Below are 16518 nucleotides of genomic sequence, written 5' to 3'. Positions count from 1 at the left end.
GCCCGCGCCTCGCGAGAGGGCTCCCGAAATCTGCTCATCCCGCGAGCGCGTCAACATTCTGCCATGGTTTCGACAGCTTGTAAATAGGTGCTTCGATAGGCGAGATGAGCTCTCCGGGCGACCCGCGAGGGACCCCACGAGGAGGCGAGATCATGACCGCGCGATTCAAGCCCGAGGTGTACGCCATCGATTTCGGTACCTCCAACTCGCTGCTCTCGGCGGCGAGCGCCGAGGCCACGTGTCCGCCGATCCCGCTCGACGGCGCGGCGGCCGATCCCACCGTCCTCCGGAGCCTGCTCTTCTTCGGACAGGAGCGCTTCTCCTGCGGCGCCGCGGCGATCAGCGACTTCGTCGCGAACGGCATGCAGGGCCGCTTCATCCGCTCGATCAAGAAATACCTCCCCGACCGGAGCTTCTCGGGCACGCAGATCGGCCACCGGCTCGTCGCGATCGAGGACCTGATCGGCCGTTTCCTGCGGGAGATGCGCGAGCAGGCGAACCGCCATTTCGAGGCGGACGTCGCGCGTGTCGTGCTGGGCAGGCCGGCGAAGTTCTCGACCGATCCGGAGGACGATCGCCTCGCCGAGGAGCGGCTCGGGCGGGCGGCGCGCCTCGCCGGCTTTCGCGAGGTCCACTTCTGCCCCGAGCCCGTCGCGGCCGCGCACGACTTCCGCCTCGAGCTCGGCCGCGGCGCGACGGTCCTCGTCGCCGATTTCGGCGGCGGCACGTCCGATTACACGATCGTGCGGATGCGGCCCGAGGGGTTCGCGGCGTCCGACGTGCTCTCGCTCGGCGGCGTCTCGGTCGCGGGCGACGCGCTCGACGGCAGCCTCATGCGCCACAAGATCGCGCGCCATTTCGGCGCCGAGGTCACCTACCGCGTCCCCCTCGGCGCGAACCAGCTGACGATGCCCCGCCCCATCGTCGAGAAGCTCTGCTCGCCGGCCGACATGACCGTGCTCCAGCACCGCGACGTCCTCGCCTTCCTGCGCGACGTCAAGGCGTGGTCGCTCGGGGCCGAGGACCGGCAGCGCATGGACAACCTGCTCTGCCTCGTGGAGGACTCGCTCGCTTTCCGGGTGTTCGACGAGATCGAGCGCAGCAAATGCGCGCTGTCCGGCGCGCCGGAGGCGGAGTTTTCCTTCGATTACCCGTCAATGCACATCCGCGAGCGCGTCACGCGGGGCGAGTTCGAGGCCGCGAGCGAGCGGCAGATCGACGCCGTCCTCCGCGCCCTGGACCAGACGGTCGAGGACGCCGGCCTCTCGTTCGAGGGCATCGACGTCGTGTGCTGCACCGGCGGGACGGCCAGGGTGCCGGCGCTGCGGCGCGCGATCGCGCACCGCTTCGGCGAGGGCAAGGTGAGGCAGCTGCGGAGCTTCCACTCGGTCGTGCAGGGCCTGGCCGAGCGCGCGCGCGGCGTCGCCGCCGCGTCCGCCTGAGCGCGCGGCCGCGCCCGGCGATGCCGCCGCCGTGCTCGCCGTGCCGGCCTCGTCGCCGCCGCGCCACCGGGGATCACCCTCGATGATCCACGGGAACGCCTCCCGGAGCGCGCGCTCCATCAGGCCGCCGTAGCTGTGCCCGGCCCCTTCGGCGTGGAGGACACGCGCGGTCACGCCGCCGCGCTCGAGCGTCTCCTGCGTCTTGCGCGCCTGGGCCGCGCAGTCCGCGCGCCCGCACGCGAGCAGCACCCGCGCGCCCCCGCCGCCGCGGAAGCGTCTGGCGGTTCCGAGGGTCCACTCGCCGAAGCCGCCGTAGCCGCCCTCGATGAGCGCCGCCCGCGCGAAGCCGGCGGGGTGTCCGGGCAAGAGCAGCGCGCCCATGATCGCCCCCTGCGAGAAGCCCGCGTAGATGGGACCGCGGAGGTCCACGCGATCGCCGAAGCGCTGCGAGAGCGCCGAGACCGCCGCCGCGACCTCGCGGCCCAGCGCGTAATGGTCCGGGTAGAAGAAGATCTGGCCGCCGTCCGGCGTCCTGGTGTCGATGGGCTTGCCGCGCGGGCAGAGCACGTACCCCGCGCCCCGCACCATCACGCGCCACATGTCGCAGTGCCACTCCGGCCGGTCGCCCGCGCCGTGCGCGACCACGATCACCGGCCGCGGGCCGTCGCCGCGCGGGGGCACCACCACCGCGGGCCTGAAGCCGGGGACCTCGAGATGGACGAACGCCGGCTCCTCCGCGGGCGGCGGCGGCTCCGGCTCGGGCTCGGGCCGATCCTCCGGCGCGTCGAGCGACGCCGCGCTGCGGCCGACGGGGTCGGCGAGCGTCGCGCGCGCGCACCCCGCGGCGACGATCGCGATCGCGAGGAGGAGCGGCCCGCGCGGGCCGCAGAGCGGCAGCTCTCGTCGGCTCATGGCGCGTCAGAAGCTGAACGCCGCGAGCACGAGAATCAAGCTGAGCAGCAGATGCCCTATCCCGAAATACATCGAGCACCTTCGCGGGCTCGCGGCAGCTCGCGGCGCCTCGAGGCAGATCGAGCGCGAGCCACAACGTGAGACATTGCCTTGGAGGGGAAGGGTGGGCCAAGGGGGACAGTCGCCCACCTGTTCGCGTCGCGCGCGACGTCGGCTCTCGCGTCGCGCGACGTCGGCTGTCGCGTCGCCCGCGACGTCAGGCCGAGACGAGCACGATGCGGCTCACCTCCGGCGGCGCGCCGATGCGCGCGGGGGGCCCCGCGGTGCCGAAGCCGCGGTTGATGTAGAGGTGCGCGCCGCCGCGCTGGTACAGCCCGGCCACGTAGCCGTGCGGGAGCACCAGGTCGGCGGGCCGGACGACCAGGTTGACCTGGCCGCCGTGGGTGTGGCCGCTGAGCTGCAAGGCCACCTCGCCGGCCGCCTCCGGGAAGAAGACGGGGTTGTGGCAGAGCAGCACGCGGGGCAGGTCGCGGGGCACGTCGGCGATCGCCTTGCCGAGGTCGGGGCCGCCGCCGGGCAGCCGCATCCGCGCGGCCCACACGTCGTCCACGCCGAGCAGCGCGAAGGCGCCGCCGGCGTCGCCCACGACGCGCCCGCGGTTGCGCAGCACGTGGGCGCCGCCGCGCTGCAGCGCGTCGAGCGCCTGGTGGATGCCGGCGAAATGGTCGTGGTTGCCCGGGATGGCCGCGACCCCTTCCCGGGCGAGCGGGCCGAGCCTGCGGGTGAGCCGCCCGAGGTGCTCCGCGTAGCGCGGATCGTGGTCGATGAGATCGCCCGTCATCACGATCAGGTCGGCGCGGGCCTTGCGCACGAGATCCTCGGCGGCGCGCATCTCCGGCTCACCCACGAACAGCCCGAGGTGGATATCCGATAGCTGCACGATGGAGAAGCCGTCGAGGCTGCGGGGCAGGCCTGGAATCGGGATGGCGATCTCCTCGATGACGTAATCGTGTCGTCCGAGCAGCGCCCCGTAGACCGAGCTGCCGCTGCCGATGAGGAACGCCGAGCCAGCGGCCGCGTGCGCGAGGAACGCGCGGCGGGGGAGCGCCGGCTCGCGCGCCGCGGGCGCCGGTTCACGCGGCGGCGGTGCCGGCTCACGCGCCGCGGGCGCCGGTTCACGCGGCGGAGGCGCCGGTTCAAGCGCCGCGAGCGCCGGTTGGGGCGCGCCGGGCTCTTCCCGCGCGTCGTCCGCCGCCGGCGTCCCGCCGTCCGCCGTGCGGCCGGCCGCGCCGGCGCGGGCGAGCGCGGTGCGCCCGCTCCAGGCGAGCAGCCGCCCGAGGTCCACCACGGCGAGCAGGACCGCGGAGATCACGATGCTCAGCGACACCACGCTGCCGGTGATCCCCAGCCCGCGGAGCGCGCCGTCCGGCAGCGCGCCGCGGCCGACCCGCGCGGCGATCATCGCGATCGCCCCGGCGGCGAGCACCCCGGCGAGGATGCGCCGCCCTCGCCGGTCCAGGCCGAGCAGCCCGGAGGCGCGCCGGTGCACGTACAGCCCGAGCGCGGCGAGGACGACGAGGATGACCAGAAAGAAGGCGGCGAAGCGCATGGCGAGCTCTGCGGGTAGGTGAAAGGCCGAAGCCTAATCGATCTGCGGCGGCCGGCCAGAAGGCCGCCCCGCGGCGGCCCGGCGGCGACGGCGGCCCCGCGGCGGCCCGGCGTGGCTCATGGCGCCGCGCGTCGTGCGGCGCCTCCTCGCGTCAGCGGCGATCCGGGAGGGCTCCGGAGTGCGCCTCCGGAGCGCGCCGCGGCGCAGGGAGAGCGCCCTCGCCGCCGGCGCGCGGGCCCCGGAGCGCCGAATACCACATGATAAAGACTCTTAACGAAATGGTCAGTTCGGTTTACGAAGCGGTCGCGCTGCCCACTCGCCTGGATACCGCAGCGATCGGCCGCTGCGCTCGCAGGGCAGAGCCTGTCCTCCGGCGCCGGCGCGTCATCACAAGTCGGGAAGCTCCGCAACGTCGGGCCGGATGCGCGGGGGGCGCGATCGAGGGACACGGTCGTTTTATCGGCGTGAAAAAATCACCGCTCAGCAGATTGTAACGAGGTTGCGCGGGGGCGGCGCAGCGGTCGTTTGTTCTTGCCCCTCCGGAGGCGTTGGTCTAGAGTCTGCCCGCAAAATTGAACTCTTGAGTTCGTGCTGCTGAACTGTTGAATTGGCCTGTGTTGTAGATGCTGTAATGAAAGGCTTAATATGCTGAGAACGAATGCGCATCAGCTGGGACTGGCGAAGTGGGCTTCGGTCCTCCTCCTTGCGACCGTCTCCGCGGCGGCCTGTTCGGGCGATAACGGGGGCAACAACGGAGACGGCGGCTCGGGCGCCGGTCAGCCGAGCGGCACGGGCGCTGGCGCCGGTCAGCCGAGCGGCACGGGCGCTGGCGCCGGTCAGCCGACCGGCCCGGGCACGGGCGCTGGCGCCGGCCTGCCGAGCGGCTCGACGAGCACGGGCGTCGTCGACCCCGGGAACTGCACCTCGCCGGTCGACATCGCGACCCCGAACGGCAACCCCTTCGAGGGCGCGGAGCTGTTCGTGGACCCGGGTTATGTCGCCAAGGTCCAGTCGTCCATCGACAAGACGACCGACACGGCCCTCATCGAGAAGATGAAGAAGGTCCAGTCGATCTCGACGGCGTTCTGGCTCGACCGGATCGAGGCCGTCAGCGGCCTGTCGGCGCACCTCGACGCCGCGCTCTCGCTCCAGAATCAGCTCTGCAGGCCGGTCACTTCGGTCATCGTCGTGTACGACCTGCCGAACCGCGACTGCTTCGCCGAGGCGTCGAACGGCGAGCTCCGCGTCGAGAACGGCGGCGTCGAGCGGTACAGGAACGAGTTCATCAACCCGATCAAGGCGATCCTGGCCGCGCACCCGAACCAGCGCATCGTGGCGATCATCGAGCCCGATTCGCTCCCCAACATCGCGACGAACCTGGGGATGAAGGACTGCACCCCGGAGACGGAGCAGGCGTACCGCGAGAACGTCGCGTTCGCGCTCAAGGAGCTCGACATGCCGCACGTGTACCAGTACATCGACGCGGCGCACTCGGGCTGGCTCGGCTGGCCGGACAACCAGGAGAAGGGCGCCCAGATCTTCTCGGAGGTCATCACCGCCGCCGGCAATCCGCCGAGCGTCCGCGGCTTCGCGACCAACGTCGCGAACTACACCGTCCTCCGTTACTCCGAGGGCGAGGAGACCTACGACCAGCAGTTCAACCCCTGCTTCGGCGAGTACGACTACGTCACGCAGTTCGGCGAGGCGCTCTCGGCGGTGGGCCTCGGGGACAAGCACTTCATCATCGACACGAGCCGCAACGGCCGCGGCGGCATCCGCGAGGACTGGGGCTACTGGTGCAACAACATCGGCGCGGGCATGGGCGAGCGGCCCAAGGCGAACCCGGGCGGGGCGCCGCGCCTCGACGCCTTCTACTGGGTCAAGCCGCCGGGTGACTCCGACGGCACCGCCGACAAGAACGCCGTGCGCTACGACCTCTTCTGCGGCTACGAGAACGCGGATCAGCGCGCGCCGGAAGCGGGCGTGTGGTTCCACGAGTACTTCGTGGAGTGCGTGAAGAACGCCAACCCGCCGCTCTGATCGGCGCCCCCCTCCCGCGCCGGGCTGTGACGAGCGCGCTCCGGTGAGCGCGCTCCGCGCCGGCCGCCCCCCTCGACCCTACCGAACACCTCGCCCAGACGCGTCGCCCAAAGACGTCGCCCAAACGCGTCAACCGAGACCCCGCCCCGCCGGGCGGGCACGCCCCGCCGGGCGGGGGCTGCGCGCGCCTCGCTGTGGCATGGTGGCGCGCGGTGCTCGACTCGATCACGCTCGACCAGCTGCGCACGTTCATCGCGGTCGCCGACGAGGGCAGCTTCTCGGCCGCGGCCCGGAAGCTCCGCCGCGTCCAGTCGGCCGTGAGCCACGCGATGGCGAACCTCGAGGGCCAGCTCGGGGTCGTGCTCTGGGACCGCTCGACGCGGATCCCGGCGCTCACCGAGCACGGCCGCGTCCTGCTCGACGCCGCGCGGCGGGTGTGCGCCGACGCCGACGCGCTCAGCAGCGCGGCGCAGCGGCTCGCCGGCGGCCTCGACCCGCGCGTCTCGCTGTGCGTCGACGCGGTCTTCCCGCTCTCCGCGCTGGTCGAGCTCTGCGTCGAGTTCGCGCGCGCCTACCCCACCGTGGAGCTCGTCGTGCATACCGAGACCATGGCCGCCGTGGCCGATCGGGTCCTCGACGGCACGTGCCAGATCGGGGTCGTGGGGCCGGCCGCGGCCGCGGCGGCGCAGCCGCTCGAGCGCCGGCACGTCACGTCGGTGCGCATGCTCCCCGTCGTCGGCAAGGGCCACCCGCTCGCGGCGGCCGAGGGGCGCGTCCCGACCGAGCGGCTGCGCGAGCACGTGCAGATCGTGCTGGGCGAGCGCGGCGACGCGCGCTCCCCGGAGCAGGCCGTCCTGTCCCCGCGCACCTGGCGCGTCGTCGACCTCCAGACCAAGCGGGAGCTGCTCTGCGCGGGGCTCGGCTGGGGCAACCTGCCGGAGCACATGGCCCGCGACGATCTCGACGCCGGGCGCCTGGTCCACATCCGGCCGGACGCGTGGGGGGACGACGAGTTTGTCCTGCCGCTCGCCGTGGTCCACCGGCCGGGGCTCGCCATGGGCCCCGCGGGGCGGTGGGTGCTGGCGCGCCTCGTCGAGCTCTGCCGCGACCATGTCGGGCGCGGCGTCAGAGCGCGAGCCGCGCCATGAGCTCGTTCACGCGGATCGCCGCCGCGACGCTCCCCGTGTCGTGCGCGTAGTCCATGGCCGCGAACAGGTGCGTCTGCTCGAGGTCGAGCCGCTCCGGGGAGCGCTCGAGCAGCGCCACGTAGTGCTCGAAGAAGCGCCGCGGATCGAACGTCGTCCGCTTGAGCACGGCGTGCCGCACCGTCGCGTGCAGCGCGAGGCGGCCCGCGAGCGGCTCCTGCACGAGGCTGAGGCGGCGCAGCGACGCGAGCGCGTCGCCGGCGCTCCGCCCCGCCCGCGAGAGCGCCGCGAGGGACGGCTCGTCGATGTGGTCGCCGCTCGAGTGCGCCAGCACGGCGAGCATCCGGCGCGCGGGCGGCGCGAGCCTGCGGAAGGCCCAGGCGACGAGCAGGCCGACCTCGGGCAGGTCGTCCTCGTGGTCGATGACCCGCACGCGGTCGACGCCCCCGGCCACGAGCCAGCGGCGGAGCTCGTCGACGCCGGCCTCGCCGCTCTCGACGATCGCGTTCGCGAGCTCGAGCGACACGGGGTTCCAGCGGAGCAGGCGGGTCAGCGAGGCGACCGCGGGGAAGGGGCTGCGCCCCGAGGTCACGAGCGGCGCGATCACGGGAAAGATCGAGACGCCGGCCACGAGGCAGCGCCGCGCCGTGATGACCCAGGTCACCGCCTCGCCCCGGAGGGCGTCGAGCAGCTCGGCCACGGCGCGGTCGTGCTCGTGGTTGTCGAGCACGATGAGCATGTCGCCGAGCGCCTTCAGGCGGCGCCGCAGGGCCGGCACCGACGGCGAGGCCCCGACCCCGAAGCGGATCGAGAGCATGCCGAGCAGCGTGCGGGTGTCCCAGGCGCCGACCCGGAACCAGTGGATGCCGCCCGGGAGCTCGCGCGCGAGCTGATGCCCGAGCGCGCACGCGAGCGTCGACTTGCCGCTGCCGCCCGTGCCGACGAGCGCGATGCGCGCCGGGCGCGAGGCGCGCGCGGTCGCCGCGAGCGTGGCGAGCTCGCGGCTCCTGCCGCGCAGCGAGGGAGGGCGGGGAGGGAACACGAGCGGCGAGGCGGCCATCCCCGCGCGAGCGTACCAAAATGCGCGCGAGGCGCCGCCGCGCTTTGCGGGGTCGCCGCCGCGCTTTGCGGGGTCGCCGCCGCGCTCTGCGGTGGCGCCGCCGCGCTTTACGGGGTCGCCGACGTCTCCCGCAAAAGCTGCGCGATCGCGTGGGAGATCGGCTCGGGGGACATCGACGTGAGGCGGATCCGGCGGGGCTCCTCTCCAGGCCGGCCGAGGAAGAACGCCGGTACGCCGCGGATCTGGAGGCGGGTCGCCTCCGAGCGCGCCGCCTCGAGCTGCGCATCGACCTCCGCGCTGCCCCGCTGGGCCAGCGCCCGCGCGGCGTCCACGTCCGGCAGCTCGGCGAGCACGCGCACGAGGAGGTCGTCGGTGATCGCCGCCGGGCGCTCGCGCGCCTGGAGCCGGAAGTAGTGGTCGACGAAGTCCCAGAGCTGGTCCTGCATGCCCACGGCCGCGGCCATGCGCGCGGCCCGCACGGAGCCCGGCCCGAGGAACGTGACGTTCATGAACACGACCTTCACGTGGCCCGGCCGCACGTGCCGCTCGACGATCGCGGGCAGCACCTCGAGCGCCGCGTCCCGGCAATGCGAGCAGCGGAGATCGGAGAACTCGAACAGCGTGAGCGGCGCGCCCGGATCCCCGAGGACGTTGCCGTCCTGGGGAATGCCGGAATAGAGGCCGAGGTGCTCGCTGGCGGCGCCGGTCCCCTCCTGCGAAGGCGCCTCGTCCACGCCCTGGCAGGCCGAGATCCCGAGCAGGGCCGCCGCGAGCCACGCGCCGCGCCGCGCCGCGGAGCCACGGTGGGAGCTGGATGCATGAGAGAGTTCGTGTCGTTTGATCGGCTCAGGCTTCATGTCAGCCCACACGGCATGAACCGTACCCCGGCGGGCTGCGCGCCCCGGACGCGCTCGCGCGCGCGGCGCCCTGAGTTGGCCGGAGAGGCCGAGAGGCAGGGAGAAACCCCCTGGAGAACTCCGTGTCTCCCCGTCGCCCTGCGGTCTCACCGGCAGAAGAGCGCGCGACTTCGCGAGCCTGTCCGTAACCCACGCTGCGCGACGTCCTCCAGGCGAGGCGGGGCGCCGCGCCCTCGACGGCGCAGGAGAGGGCGACCCGAGGCCGAGCGCGCCTCGGCGTCGGGGCACTTGCGTGCCCCCCATGTCATCCGCAATGCTCGTGCGGTCCCTGCGTGTCCTCGGAATGTCCTCAGCTGCGCGCGAGTCCTCAGGCGCCACGGTGCGACCGTGAACGGGTCGACCCTTCCAGCTCGCGCGGCGGCGTGTCGGACGGCCGCGCGGGCGCGCCCCTGGATGAGCCCGCACGGCCGCCCGAGGCGGCGGCCAGGCAGCTGAGGGAGCAGGCGCAGGGCGCGCTCTACGAGCTGCTCCGCGGCCTCCAGGAGGCCGCTCTGCCCGGCGGCGACCTCGTCGGCGACGGCTCCCCCGCGGCGCGGCGGCGCCTCCACGCCGGGCTCGTGGCCGCGCTGATGCGGCTGATCGTCCTGCTGTACGCGGAGGCGCGCGGCCTGCTCTCCGGCGTGTGCGGCGGCGGCGCGCCGCTCGCGCGGCTCTTCGCGGAGCTCGAGGAGGCGCGGCGGTGGGGCGGCGATCTCGATCGTCGCCACGGCGCGTGGGCGCACGTCGCCGCGATCGGCCGCGCGCTCGTCGACCGGGAGCCCCGCGGCGCGCGCGGCGGCCTCCTCGACCCCGACGCCTGCGCCTCGATCGAGGGCGGGCGCTGGCTCAGCGACGGCCTCGTCCACCGGCTGCTCTCGGCGCTCCTCGTGCAGGACGGCGCGCCCGTCGATTACGGCGCGCTCGAGGTCGAGCACATCGGCACGCTCTACGAGGGCCTGATCGCCTTCGACCTCGAGATCGCCGCGGGCGAGTCGATGGCCGTGCTGCCGTCCCACGCGGTCGTCGATCTGGAGGCGCTGCTCGCGCTCCCCGGGGGGGAGCGGGTCGCGCGGCTCGAGGAGGCGCTCGATCTGAGGCTCGGCGCGCGCCTCGCCGCCAGCGTCGCCGCGGCCGGCGCCGTGGACGAGCTCGCGCAGGCGCTCGCGCGCCGCGCGTCCCCGCGGCTCCCGGGCCGGATCGCGCGCGGCGCGCTCTACCTCCAGCCGGGGCAGCTCCGGCGCCGCGCGGGCTCGTACTACACGCCGCGGGAGATCGCCCGGCGCGTCGTCGAGCGCGCGCTCTCGCCGCTGCTCGAGCGGGGCGGCCGGCCGCCGCTCCCCGGCGAGATCCTCGCGCTCGCGGTGTGTGATCCCGCGATGGGCTCCGGCGCGTTCCTGGTGGAGGCGTGCCGCCAGCTCGCCGCGCACCTCGCCGCCTCCTGGGAGCGCGCCGGCGCGACGCCGCTGCTCGCCCCCGGCGAGCCGCCGCTCTGCCGCGCGATGGCGCTCGTGGCGGAGCGCTGCCTCCACGGCGTCGACCTCGACCCGCTCGCGGTCGATCTCGCGCGGCTCTCGCTCTGGCTCGTCGTGCAGGACGAGCGCCTCCCGCTGAGCTTCCTCGATCGGAAGCTGCTCTGCGGCGACAGCCTGCTCGGCGCCGAGCGCGCGGAGGTGGGCGTGTTCCCGGCCAGGGCGTCGTCGCGCGGCGGCGCCGCCGGGGAGCGGCGGGCGCGGCAGGCGTCGCGGCGGGCTCCCGCGGCGGCGCCGGCGGCGGACGGGGAGCGCGCCGCGGCCGCGGACCAGGCGGCGCTCGACGCCTGGATGGCCCTGTGGTTCTGGCCGCAAGAGGGCGAATTCGCTCTGCTTTCGCCGACGCCGGACACGTTCGCGGACCACATGGCTGCCGCCCGCGACCCCGCCGACCGGCGCGGCGCCCTGTCGCGCCGCATCGCCGAGGAGCGCCGGTTCCTGCACTGGGAGCTCGCGTTCCCCGGCGTCTTCGACCGCCCGGCGCCGGGCTTCGACGCCGTGATCGGCAACCCGCCCTGGGTCGCGTACGTCGGCCGGGCGGCGCAGCCGATCGAGCCCGCGGTCTTCAACGTCTACCTCCGCAGGAACCCGGCCTTCCACGGCTACCGCTCGCTGCACGGGCTGTTCGTGCGCCGGGCCGCGTCGCTGCTGCGGCCCGGCGGGCGGCTCGGCCTCGTCGTCCCGACGTCGGTGTCGGACCTCGAGGGCTACGCGCCCACGCGGCGCGCCCACGACGCGCTCTGCGCCGTCGACCCCGACCTTCCGAGCTTCGGCAGCGACGCGTTCGAGGGGGTGTTCCAGCCGTGCATGGGCCTGCTCTCGACCCGCGCCGCGCCCTCGCCGCCCGGGGCCGCGCCGCCCCGCGCCGCCGCGCCCGCCGCGTGGCCGCTCGCGCGCTCGGACCTCGACGCCGTGTCCCGCCGGCTCCTCGAGCGGCTCGGCGCGCTCCCCCCGCTCCCGGCCGCCCTGTTCGGGGAGCGCGGGTTCCAGACCAGCGCCGAGGACGCCGAGCGCATCCGGCGCTCGGACGCCCCCGCGCCGCCCTACACCTGCCCGATCCGGGAGGGCGCCGACGTCGGCGAGCTCATCGCGCGCGCGCCGCGCCACCACGTCGATCGCGACGGCGTGAGGGGCCGCTTCCGCAAGGACGAGGACTGGAAGGCGGTGCGCCTGCTCATCCGCCAGACCGCCCGTTACCCGATCGCGGCGCTGAGCGACGGCCTCCCGTTCCGCAACTCGATCCTGGCCGGCTTCTGCGACGCGACCTGGAGCGAGTTCGCGCTGCTCTGTTATCTCAACGCCTCGCCGGTCCGGTGGTGGCATTACACCCGTCACCGGGACGCGCGCGAGGGCATGCCGCAGGTGAAGATCGCGCACCTGCGCGCGATCCCCGCGCCCCCGCCCTCGCAGGCGGGCCTGATCGCCGCGCTCGACGCGCTCGGGCGGGAGCTCGGCCCGGCCAACGCGGGCCTGCCCCCCGACGCCCGGCGCCACCTCGACGGCCTGGTGGCGGACATGCTGGAAATGACCGACGAGGAGCGGCGATGTGTCGCGCGCTGGGCGGCGGCGACCCCGCTGCCGCGGCCGGAGGGATAGCCGCCGCGCCGCCGGGGGCGCGCGCGGCGACGCGCCTCCTCCCTGCGCCGGGCGCGCGCGGCGACGCGCCTCCTCTCGTCATGGCACCGGGGCGCGCGCCGGCGAGCCTCCGAAGAATCCGCCGTTGAATCAGAATCCGCCGTTGAAGCCGGGCGCTTCCTTCAGGTCCGGCGCTTCCTTGTGGTTCAGGTTGAACAGCACGCTCCGGAGATCATCCAGATCGAACGGCTTCTCGAAGACCGCCGACGCGCCCAGGCTGCGCGCCGCCGCGTGGAGGTAAGGGTCGCCGAAGGCCGTGATCAGGATGACCGGCGGGCGCCGCCGCACCTCGGCGAGCCCTTCCAGGATCTCCATGCCCGAGAAGCAGGGCATCTGGATATCGCTGACGATCACGTCGATCGGCGTCGGCGGCTCCTTCCCGCCGAGCCAGGGGGCGACCTTGTCGAGCAGCTCGAGCCCGTTGCGCGCCTCGGACACCTCGAACCCGTCCTTGCGGAGCGCCATGGCGAGGGTGAGCCGCATGTCGTCGTCGTCTTCCGCCAGGACGAGATGCTGGCCTTTGCCGAACAAGCCGCAAGGCGGAACCAGGGGCTTATCGCCAATCCAGCTTTCCGTCAGGTTCATGGCAACCTCTCCTTACTTCGCGTCTGGCTCTCGTCTCTCCGGCCGTTCACCACGGCCATCGGAGCGCATTCCGGTAGAATTTTGCAGCGCGCGTGCCACGCTCGCGGCGGCCTGCTGGCAGGCGGACTCGACACAGTGGGGACGCGCGCCCGGGACCCGCCTGTGAGCAGCGCAGCGCCGCGCGGGCAGGCACCGCGCCCGTGCCAACAGGGGCAATTTGCCGCGCGAGGGGCAGATTACGCCCACGTGGTGGGGCAATTCCGTCTCGTATCCCGGCGGGTGATAGGTGCGATATGTAATGGATTGTGCGCGGGATGCGGTCGCGCGGTGGGGTTCCACGGAGCGTGGAGAGGGCGGAGGGTAGGGCCAGCGCTGTCGGCCATCGAGGCGGGTCGCTCGGCGCGTGCGCTGGCCCGGGGGGCGCTATCGTTTACCGGTCCGTGCGGGTACCGGTCCGTGCGGGTACCGGCCCGTGCGGGTCAGTCGCGGTGCGGCGCGCAGAGCAGGCCGTTGTTGTAGTTGTCGAGCGTCTTGCTGAGCGGCTCGCCGGTCACCCACGGGGTGTTCTTGCCGCTCTCCTTCACGTTCGTGCCCAGCGGGTACTTCTGGAGCCACGCGTCGGCCGCGGCGATGGTGCCCTCGATGCAGCTCGACTGGTTGCCGACACCGACGTTGAGCTTGGCCACGATGAGGTGCTTCGCGATGATGTACGTCACGTCGCCCTTGGTCGCGCGGCTGATGATGTCGAGGAGCTGGGCCTTCGTGTACGTCCTGCCGCCGATGGTCAGCTGATCGACGCGCCAGGCGCCGGGGTGGTTCTTCCAGTAGCCGGGGGTGCCGGTGCCGGGCGCCGCGACCGGGCAGGCGCCGCAGTCCGCGCTGCAGCTCGCGCAGTCCTCGGTGCCCGCGGTGCAGGTGCCGTCGCCGCAGACCGGCGGGCAGGCGCCGCAATCGGCGCTGCAGGTCGAGCAGGTCTCGCCGGCCTCGCAGACGCCGCTGCCGCAGACCGGCGGGCAGATGCCGCAGTCGCTCGGGCACTCGAGGCAGTTCTCGCCGGCCTCGCAGGTGTCGTTGCCGCAGACCGCGGGGCAGGCGCCGCAGTCGCCGGCGCAGGTCGAGCAGTTCTCGCCGCTCTCGCACACGTTGTTGCCGCAGACCGCGGGGCAAGCGCCGCAGTCCTCGGAGCACGCGCTGCAGTCCTCGCCGGCCTCGCAGGTGCCGTTGCCGCAGACCGGCGGGCAGGCGCCGCAGTCGGCGGAGCAGGAGCCGCAGTCCTCGCCGGCCTCGCAGGTGCCGTTGCCGCAGGAGGCGGGGCAGGCGCCGCAGTCGGCGGAGCAGGAGCCGCAGTCCTCGCCGGCCTCGCAGGTGCCGTTGCCGCAGACCGGCGGGCAGACGCCGCAGTCGACCGCGCACGTGGAGCAGCTCTCGTCGCCGCCGCAGACGCCGTTGCCGCAGGAGAGCTGGTAACCGAAGTCCACGGTGAGGAGGTCCTGGGCCCAGCCGAGCGAGACCGTGCCCGCGTTGTCGAGGACGCCGTCAGGGTCCGCGGTGGGCTCCTGTCCGGCGAGCGGACCGCTCGTCATGAAGTTGTCGGCGGTGATGACCACCGAGTAGGTGCCCGCCGGGATCGTGTCGAAGAGGTAGAAGCCAGGCTGGCCGGTGTAGGGGCTGAAGCCGGTGACCGTGAAGTCGATCATCTGGCCGCCCTGGAACAGCTCGACGCGCACGCCGTTGACGCCGAGCTCGCCGGTCTCCGGCTCGTAGAGCCCGTCCGCGTCGCTGTCGAGCCAGACCGTGTCGCCGATCGACGAGTACGTCACGTAGCCGAAGTCGGCGTCGGTCACGTTCTCCCCCGCGTCGAGGGAGACCCCGAGCGGCTCGGCGCCGGTGGTGAGGAGGTGCCCGAGCGGGAGCGTCGCGTCATCGACGCTGACGACGTAACAGCCCGCCTCGAGCTCGCCGAAGCGGTAGGCGCCGGCCGCGTCGGTCGCGGTCGTCTTGAGGGGGGCGCCGTCGGGGGTGCCGTCGCAGCTCGCGTCGCCGAAGAGGTCGACGACGACGCCGGAGATGCCGAGCTCGGAGGCGTCTTGCAGGCCGTCGGCGTCCGCGTCGAACCACACCTGGTCGCCGATCGAGCCCTTCGGCGTCGTGTAACAGACCTCGAGGAACGGTCGATAGGCGAGGTTGGTGTGGGCGGCGCCCTTGTACGAGGTGACCCCGAAGGCGTCCTCCTCGAGGAGGACGCCGTAGTTCGGCGACACGCCGCTCACCCACTCTTGTACGATCCCGGTGAGGTTCACCTCGCTCCACCCGGTGACGTTCGGCACGAACGAGGTCAGCGCGACGGGATCGATGCCGCCGAGGTTGTTCCAGGTGACGGTGTTCTCGCTCCAGGGGGCGAGCACCTCGTGGACGCGCACCGTCTGGGCGGTGCTCGTGTAGGTCAGGGCGTAGAACTTGGCGGACGTGACGAGAGAGCCGGCCGGGATGGGGCTCAGATCGAAGCTGAACAGCGCGCGCTTCTCGCCGACCGTGCTGGAGTACCCGGTGTTCACCTCATGCGGTTGGTTGACGGCGTATTTCGGGTAGAAGCTCCAGATCTCGGCGTTGTAGACGTTGCCCAGGGTGCCCCGCTTGATCACGGTGCACGTGGGGGACGGCGCAGACGTGTTGGCGAGGCTCGTGGCGGTGATGAACAGGGTGGCGAGCGCGGCGGAGGAGGCGATTGCAATCTGCTTCATGGGTAGCTCCTTGAGGTCCTCACGAGTGAACCACTGCTGGAGCGTCATCCGAAGGGCAGGCGCCATGACGCATGGGTCAGGCGAGGTCGGTTTCGCGGGCTCCGGTCGGACTGGGCCCCGCGGGGCTGATCGGGATCAGATCAGGTACGCGGGCGCCTTGGCTTCGAACGGAGAGCGGATGCGCAAGGTGACAGTGTTTAAGATAGCAACTCAGAGTTTAAAGTGTCCAGAATTATTTGATGGGAGACGCGAGAAAACATCGATGTCTGCCGTGACAGTTCTGGGCGCTCGAGCGGCGCATGAGTGACGCTTTTGGGCGCACTCGCGGCGCACTCGCGGCGCACTCGCGGCGCACTCGCGGCGCACTCGCGGCGCACTCGCGGCGCAGTCGCGGCGCGCTCGCGCTGGCAGGCAGGGAGCGCAAGGGGCGAGCGCGCAGGCAGCATCGGACGGCAGGTGTGGCAGCGCACTGCGAGGCTCCCGAGCCCTCTCCGAGCCTCCGCGAGGCGACAGGGCTGAACGGGATACGATCAAGCACGCAGGTGTGCCTGACGAGATTTGATGCTGAGTGCGCACGGGACCATTTTTCAAGATAACGAATCCAGGTTTCGCGTGTCTAGATCCTTTTTCGAGGCGCGCGGTTTTTTGCGGTCTGCGGTGCGCCGGCCCGGTGTGTCCCCGCGGACTACCCGGGTCCCCTCGGGCGGCTGTCGCCCTCGTCCGTCTCGTCCATCTCGTCCGTGTGGCCTGCCCGTCTGCGTCGCTCTTTCCAAGGGCGTGGGCCATGGGCATGGGCACGGGCGCCGCCGCGCGGGCGCGCGGGCGCGCGCCCGCGCGCTCGCCGCCCTGGACGAGGGGGCGCGCGACGCCCGCGGAGCGGCTGCCTTCACGGCGGCCGCGCGACCTCGCAGCCGCCTGCCGCCC

The 16518-nt window shown here is 73.2% G+C and carries 9 protein-coding genes; 4 read left to right on the top strand and 5 right to left on the bottom strand.

Annotated elements, in window-relative coordinates; genetic code table 11:
- Nucleotides 1-152: 152 nt before the first annotated feature.
- Entirely contained in the window at nt 153-1442 is a 1290-nt protein-coding gene (locus WMF43_RS45480; RefSeq protein ID WP_437674798.1) for an Hsp70 family protein, read from the top strand.
- 1168 nt (nt 1443-2610) lie between these two features.
- On the opposite strand, the gene WMF43_RS45475 is transcribed toward WMF43_RS45480, so the two are convergent.
- Nucleotides 2611-3963 (bottom strand): metallophosphoesterase, encoded by a 1353-nt coding sequence (locus tag WMF43_RS45475; protein ID WP_437674796.1) that lies wholly within the window; start codon nt 3961-3963, stop codon nt 2611-2613.
- A gap of 645 nt (nt 3964-4608) precedes the next feature.
- Here WMF43_RS45475 and WMF43_RS45470 point away from each other — a divergent pair.
- Together WMF43_RS45470 and WMF43_RS45465 are read left to right on the top strand one after the other, a co-directional pair.
- Complete coding sequence (locus tag WMF43_RS45470; protein ID WP_437674794.1) at nt 4609-6003, top strand: glycoside hydrolase family 6 protein; 1395 nt, start codon at nt 4609-4611, stop codon at nt 6001-6003.
- Nucleotides 6004-6215: 212 nt separating this feature from the next.
- A complete protein-coding gene (locus WMF43_RS45465; protein ID WP_437674792.1) occupies nt 6216-7151 on the top strand; it encodes a LysR family transcriptional regulator in 936 nt (311 codons plus the stop codon).
- Here the strand turns inward: WMF43_RS45465 and WMF43_RS45460 are convergent.
- Entirely contained in the window at nt 7129-8208 is a 1080-nt protein-coding gene (locus tag WMF43_RS45460; protein ID WP_437674791.1) for a hypothetical protein, read from the bottom strand. The two genes, WMF43_RS45465 and WMF43_RS45460, sit on opposite strands and share 23 nt — an antisense overlap.
- A gap of 107 nt (nt 8209-8315) precedes the next feature.
- A complete protein-coding gene (locus tag WMF43_RS45455; RefSeq protein WP_437674789.1) occupies nt 8316-9065 on the bottom strand; it encodes a DsbA family protein in 750 nt (249 codons plus the stop codon).
- Nucleotides 9066-9487: 422 nt separating this feature from the next.
- Between WMF43_RS45455 and WMF43_RS45450 the strand changes: the two genes are divergently transcribed.
- Entirely contained in the window at nt 9488-12229 is a 2742-nt protein-coding gene (locus WMF43_RS45450; protein ID WP_437674787.1) for an Eco57I restriction-modification methylase domain-containing protein, read from the top strand.
- Nucleotides 12230-12358: 129 nt separating this feature from the next.
- Here the strand turns inward: WMF43_RS45450 and WMF43_RS45445 are convergent, their stop codons facing one another.
- Together WMF43_RS45445 and WMF43_RS45440 are read right to left on the bottom strand one after the other, a co-directional pair.
- On the bottom strand, nt 12359-12853 hold the full coding sequence (locus WMF43_RS45445) for a response regulator (protein ID WP_437674785.1): 495 nt from the start codon (nt 12851-12853) through the stop codon (nt 12359-12361).
- Nucleotides 12854-13332: 479 nt separating this feature from the next.
- Complete coding sequence (locus tag WMF43_RS45440) at nt 13333-15594, bottom strand: SdrD B-like domain-containing protein (protein ID WP_437674784.1); 2262 nt, start codon at nt 15592-15594, stop codon at nt 13333-13335.
- Nucleotides 15595-16518: the final 924 nt, after the last annotated feature.

The organism is Sorangium sp. So ce131, from assembly GCF_051519095.1.
In the GTDB taxonomy this organism is placed as follows: Bacteria; Myxococcota_A; Polyangia; order Polyangiales; family Polyangiaceae; genus Sorangium.
This window is presented reverse-complemented; position numbering and strand designations above follow the sequence as displayed.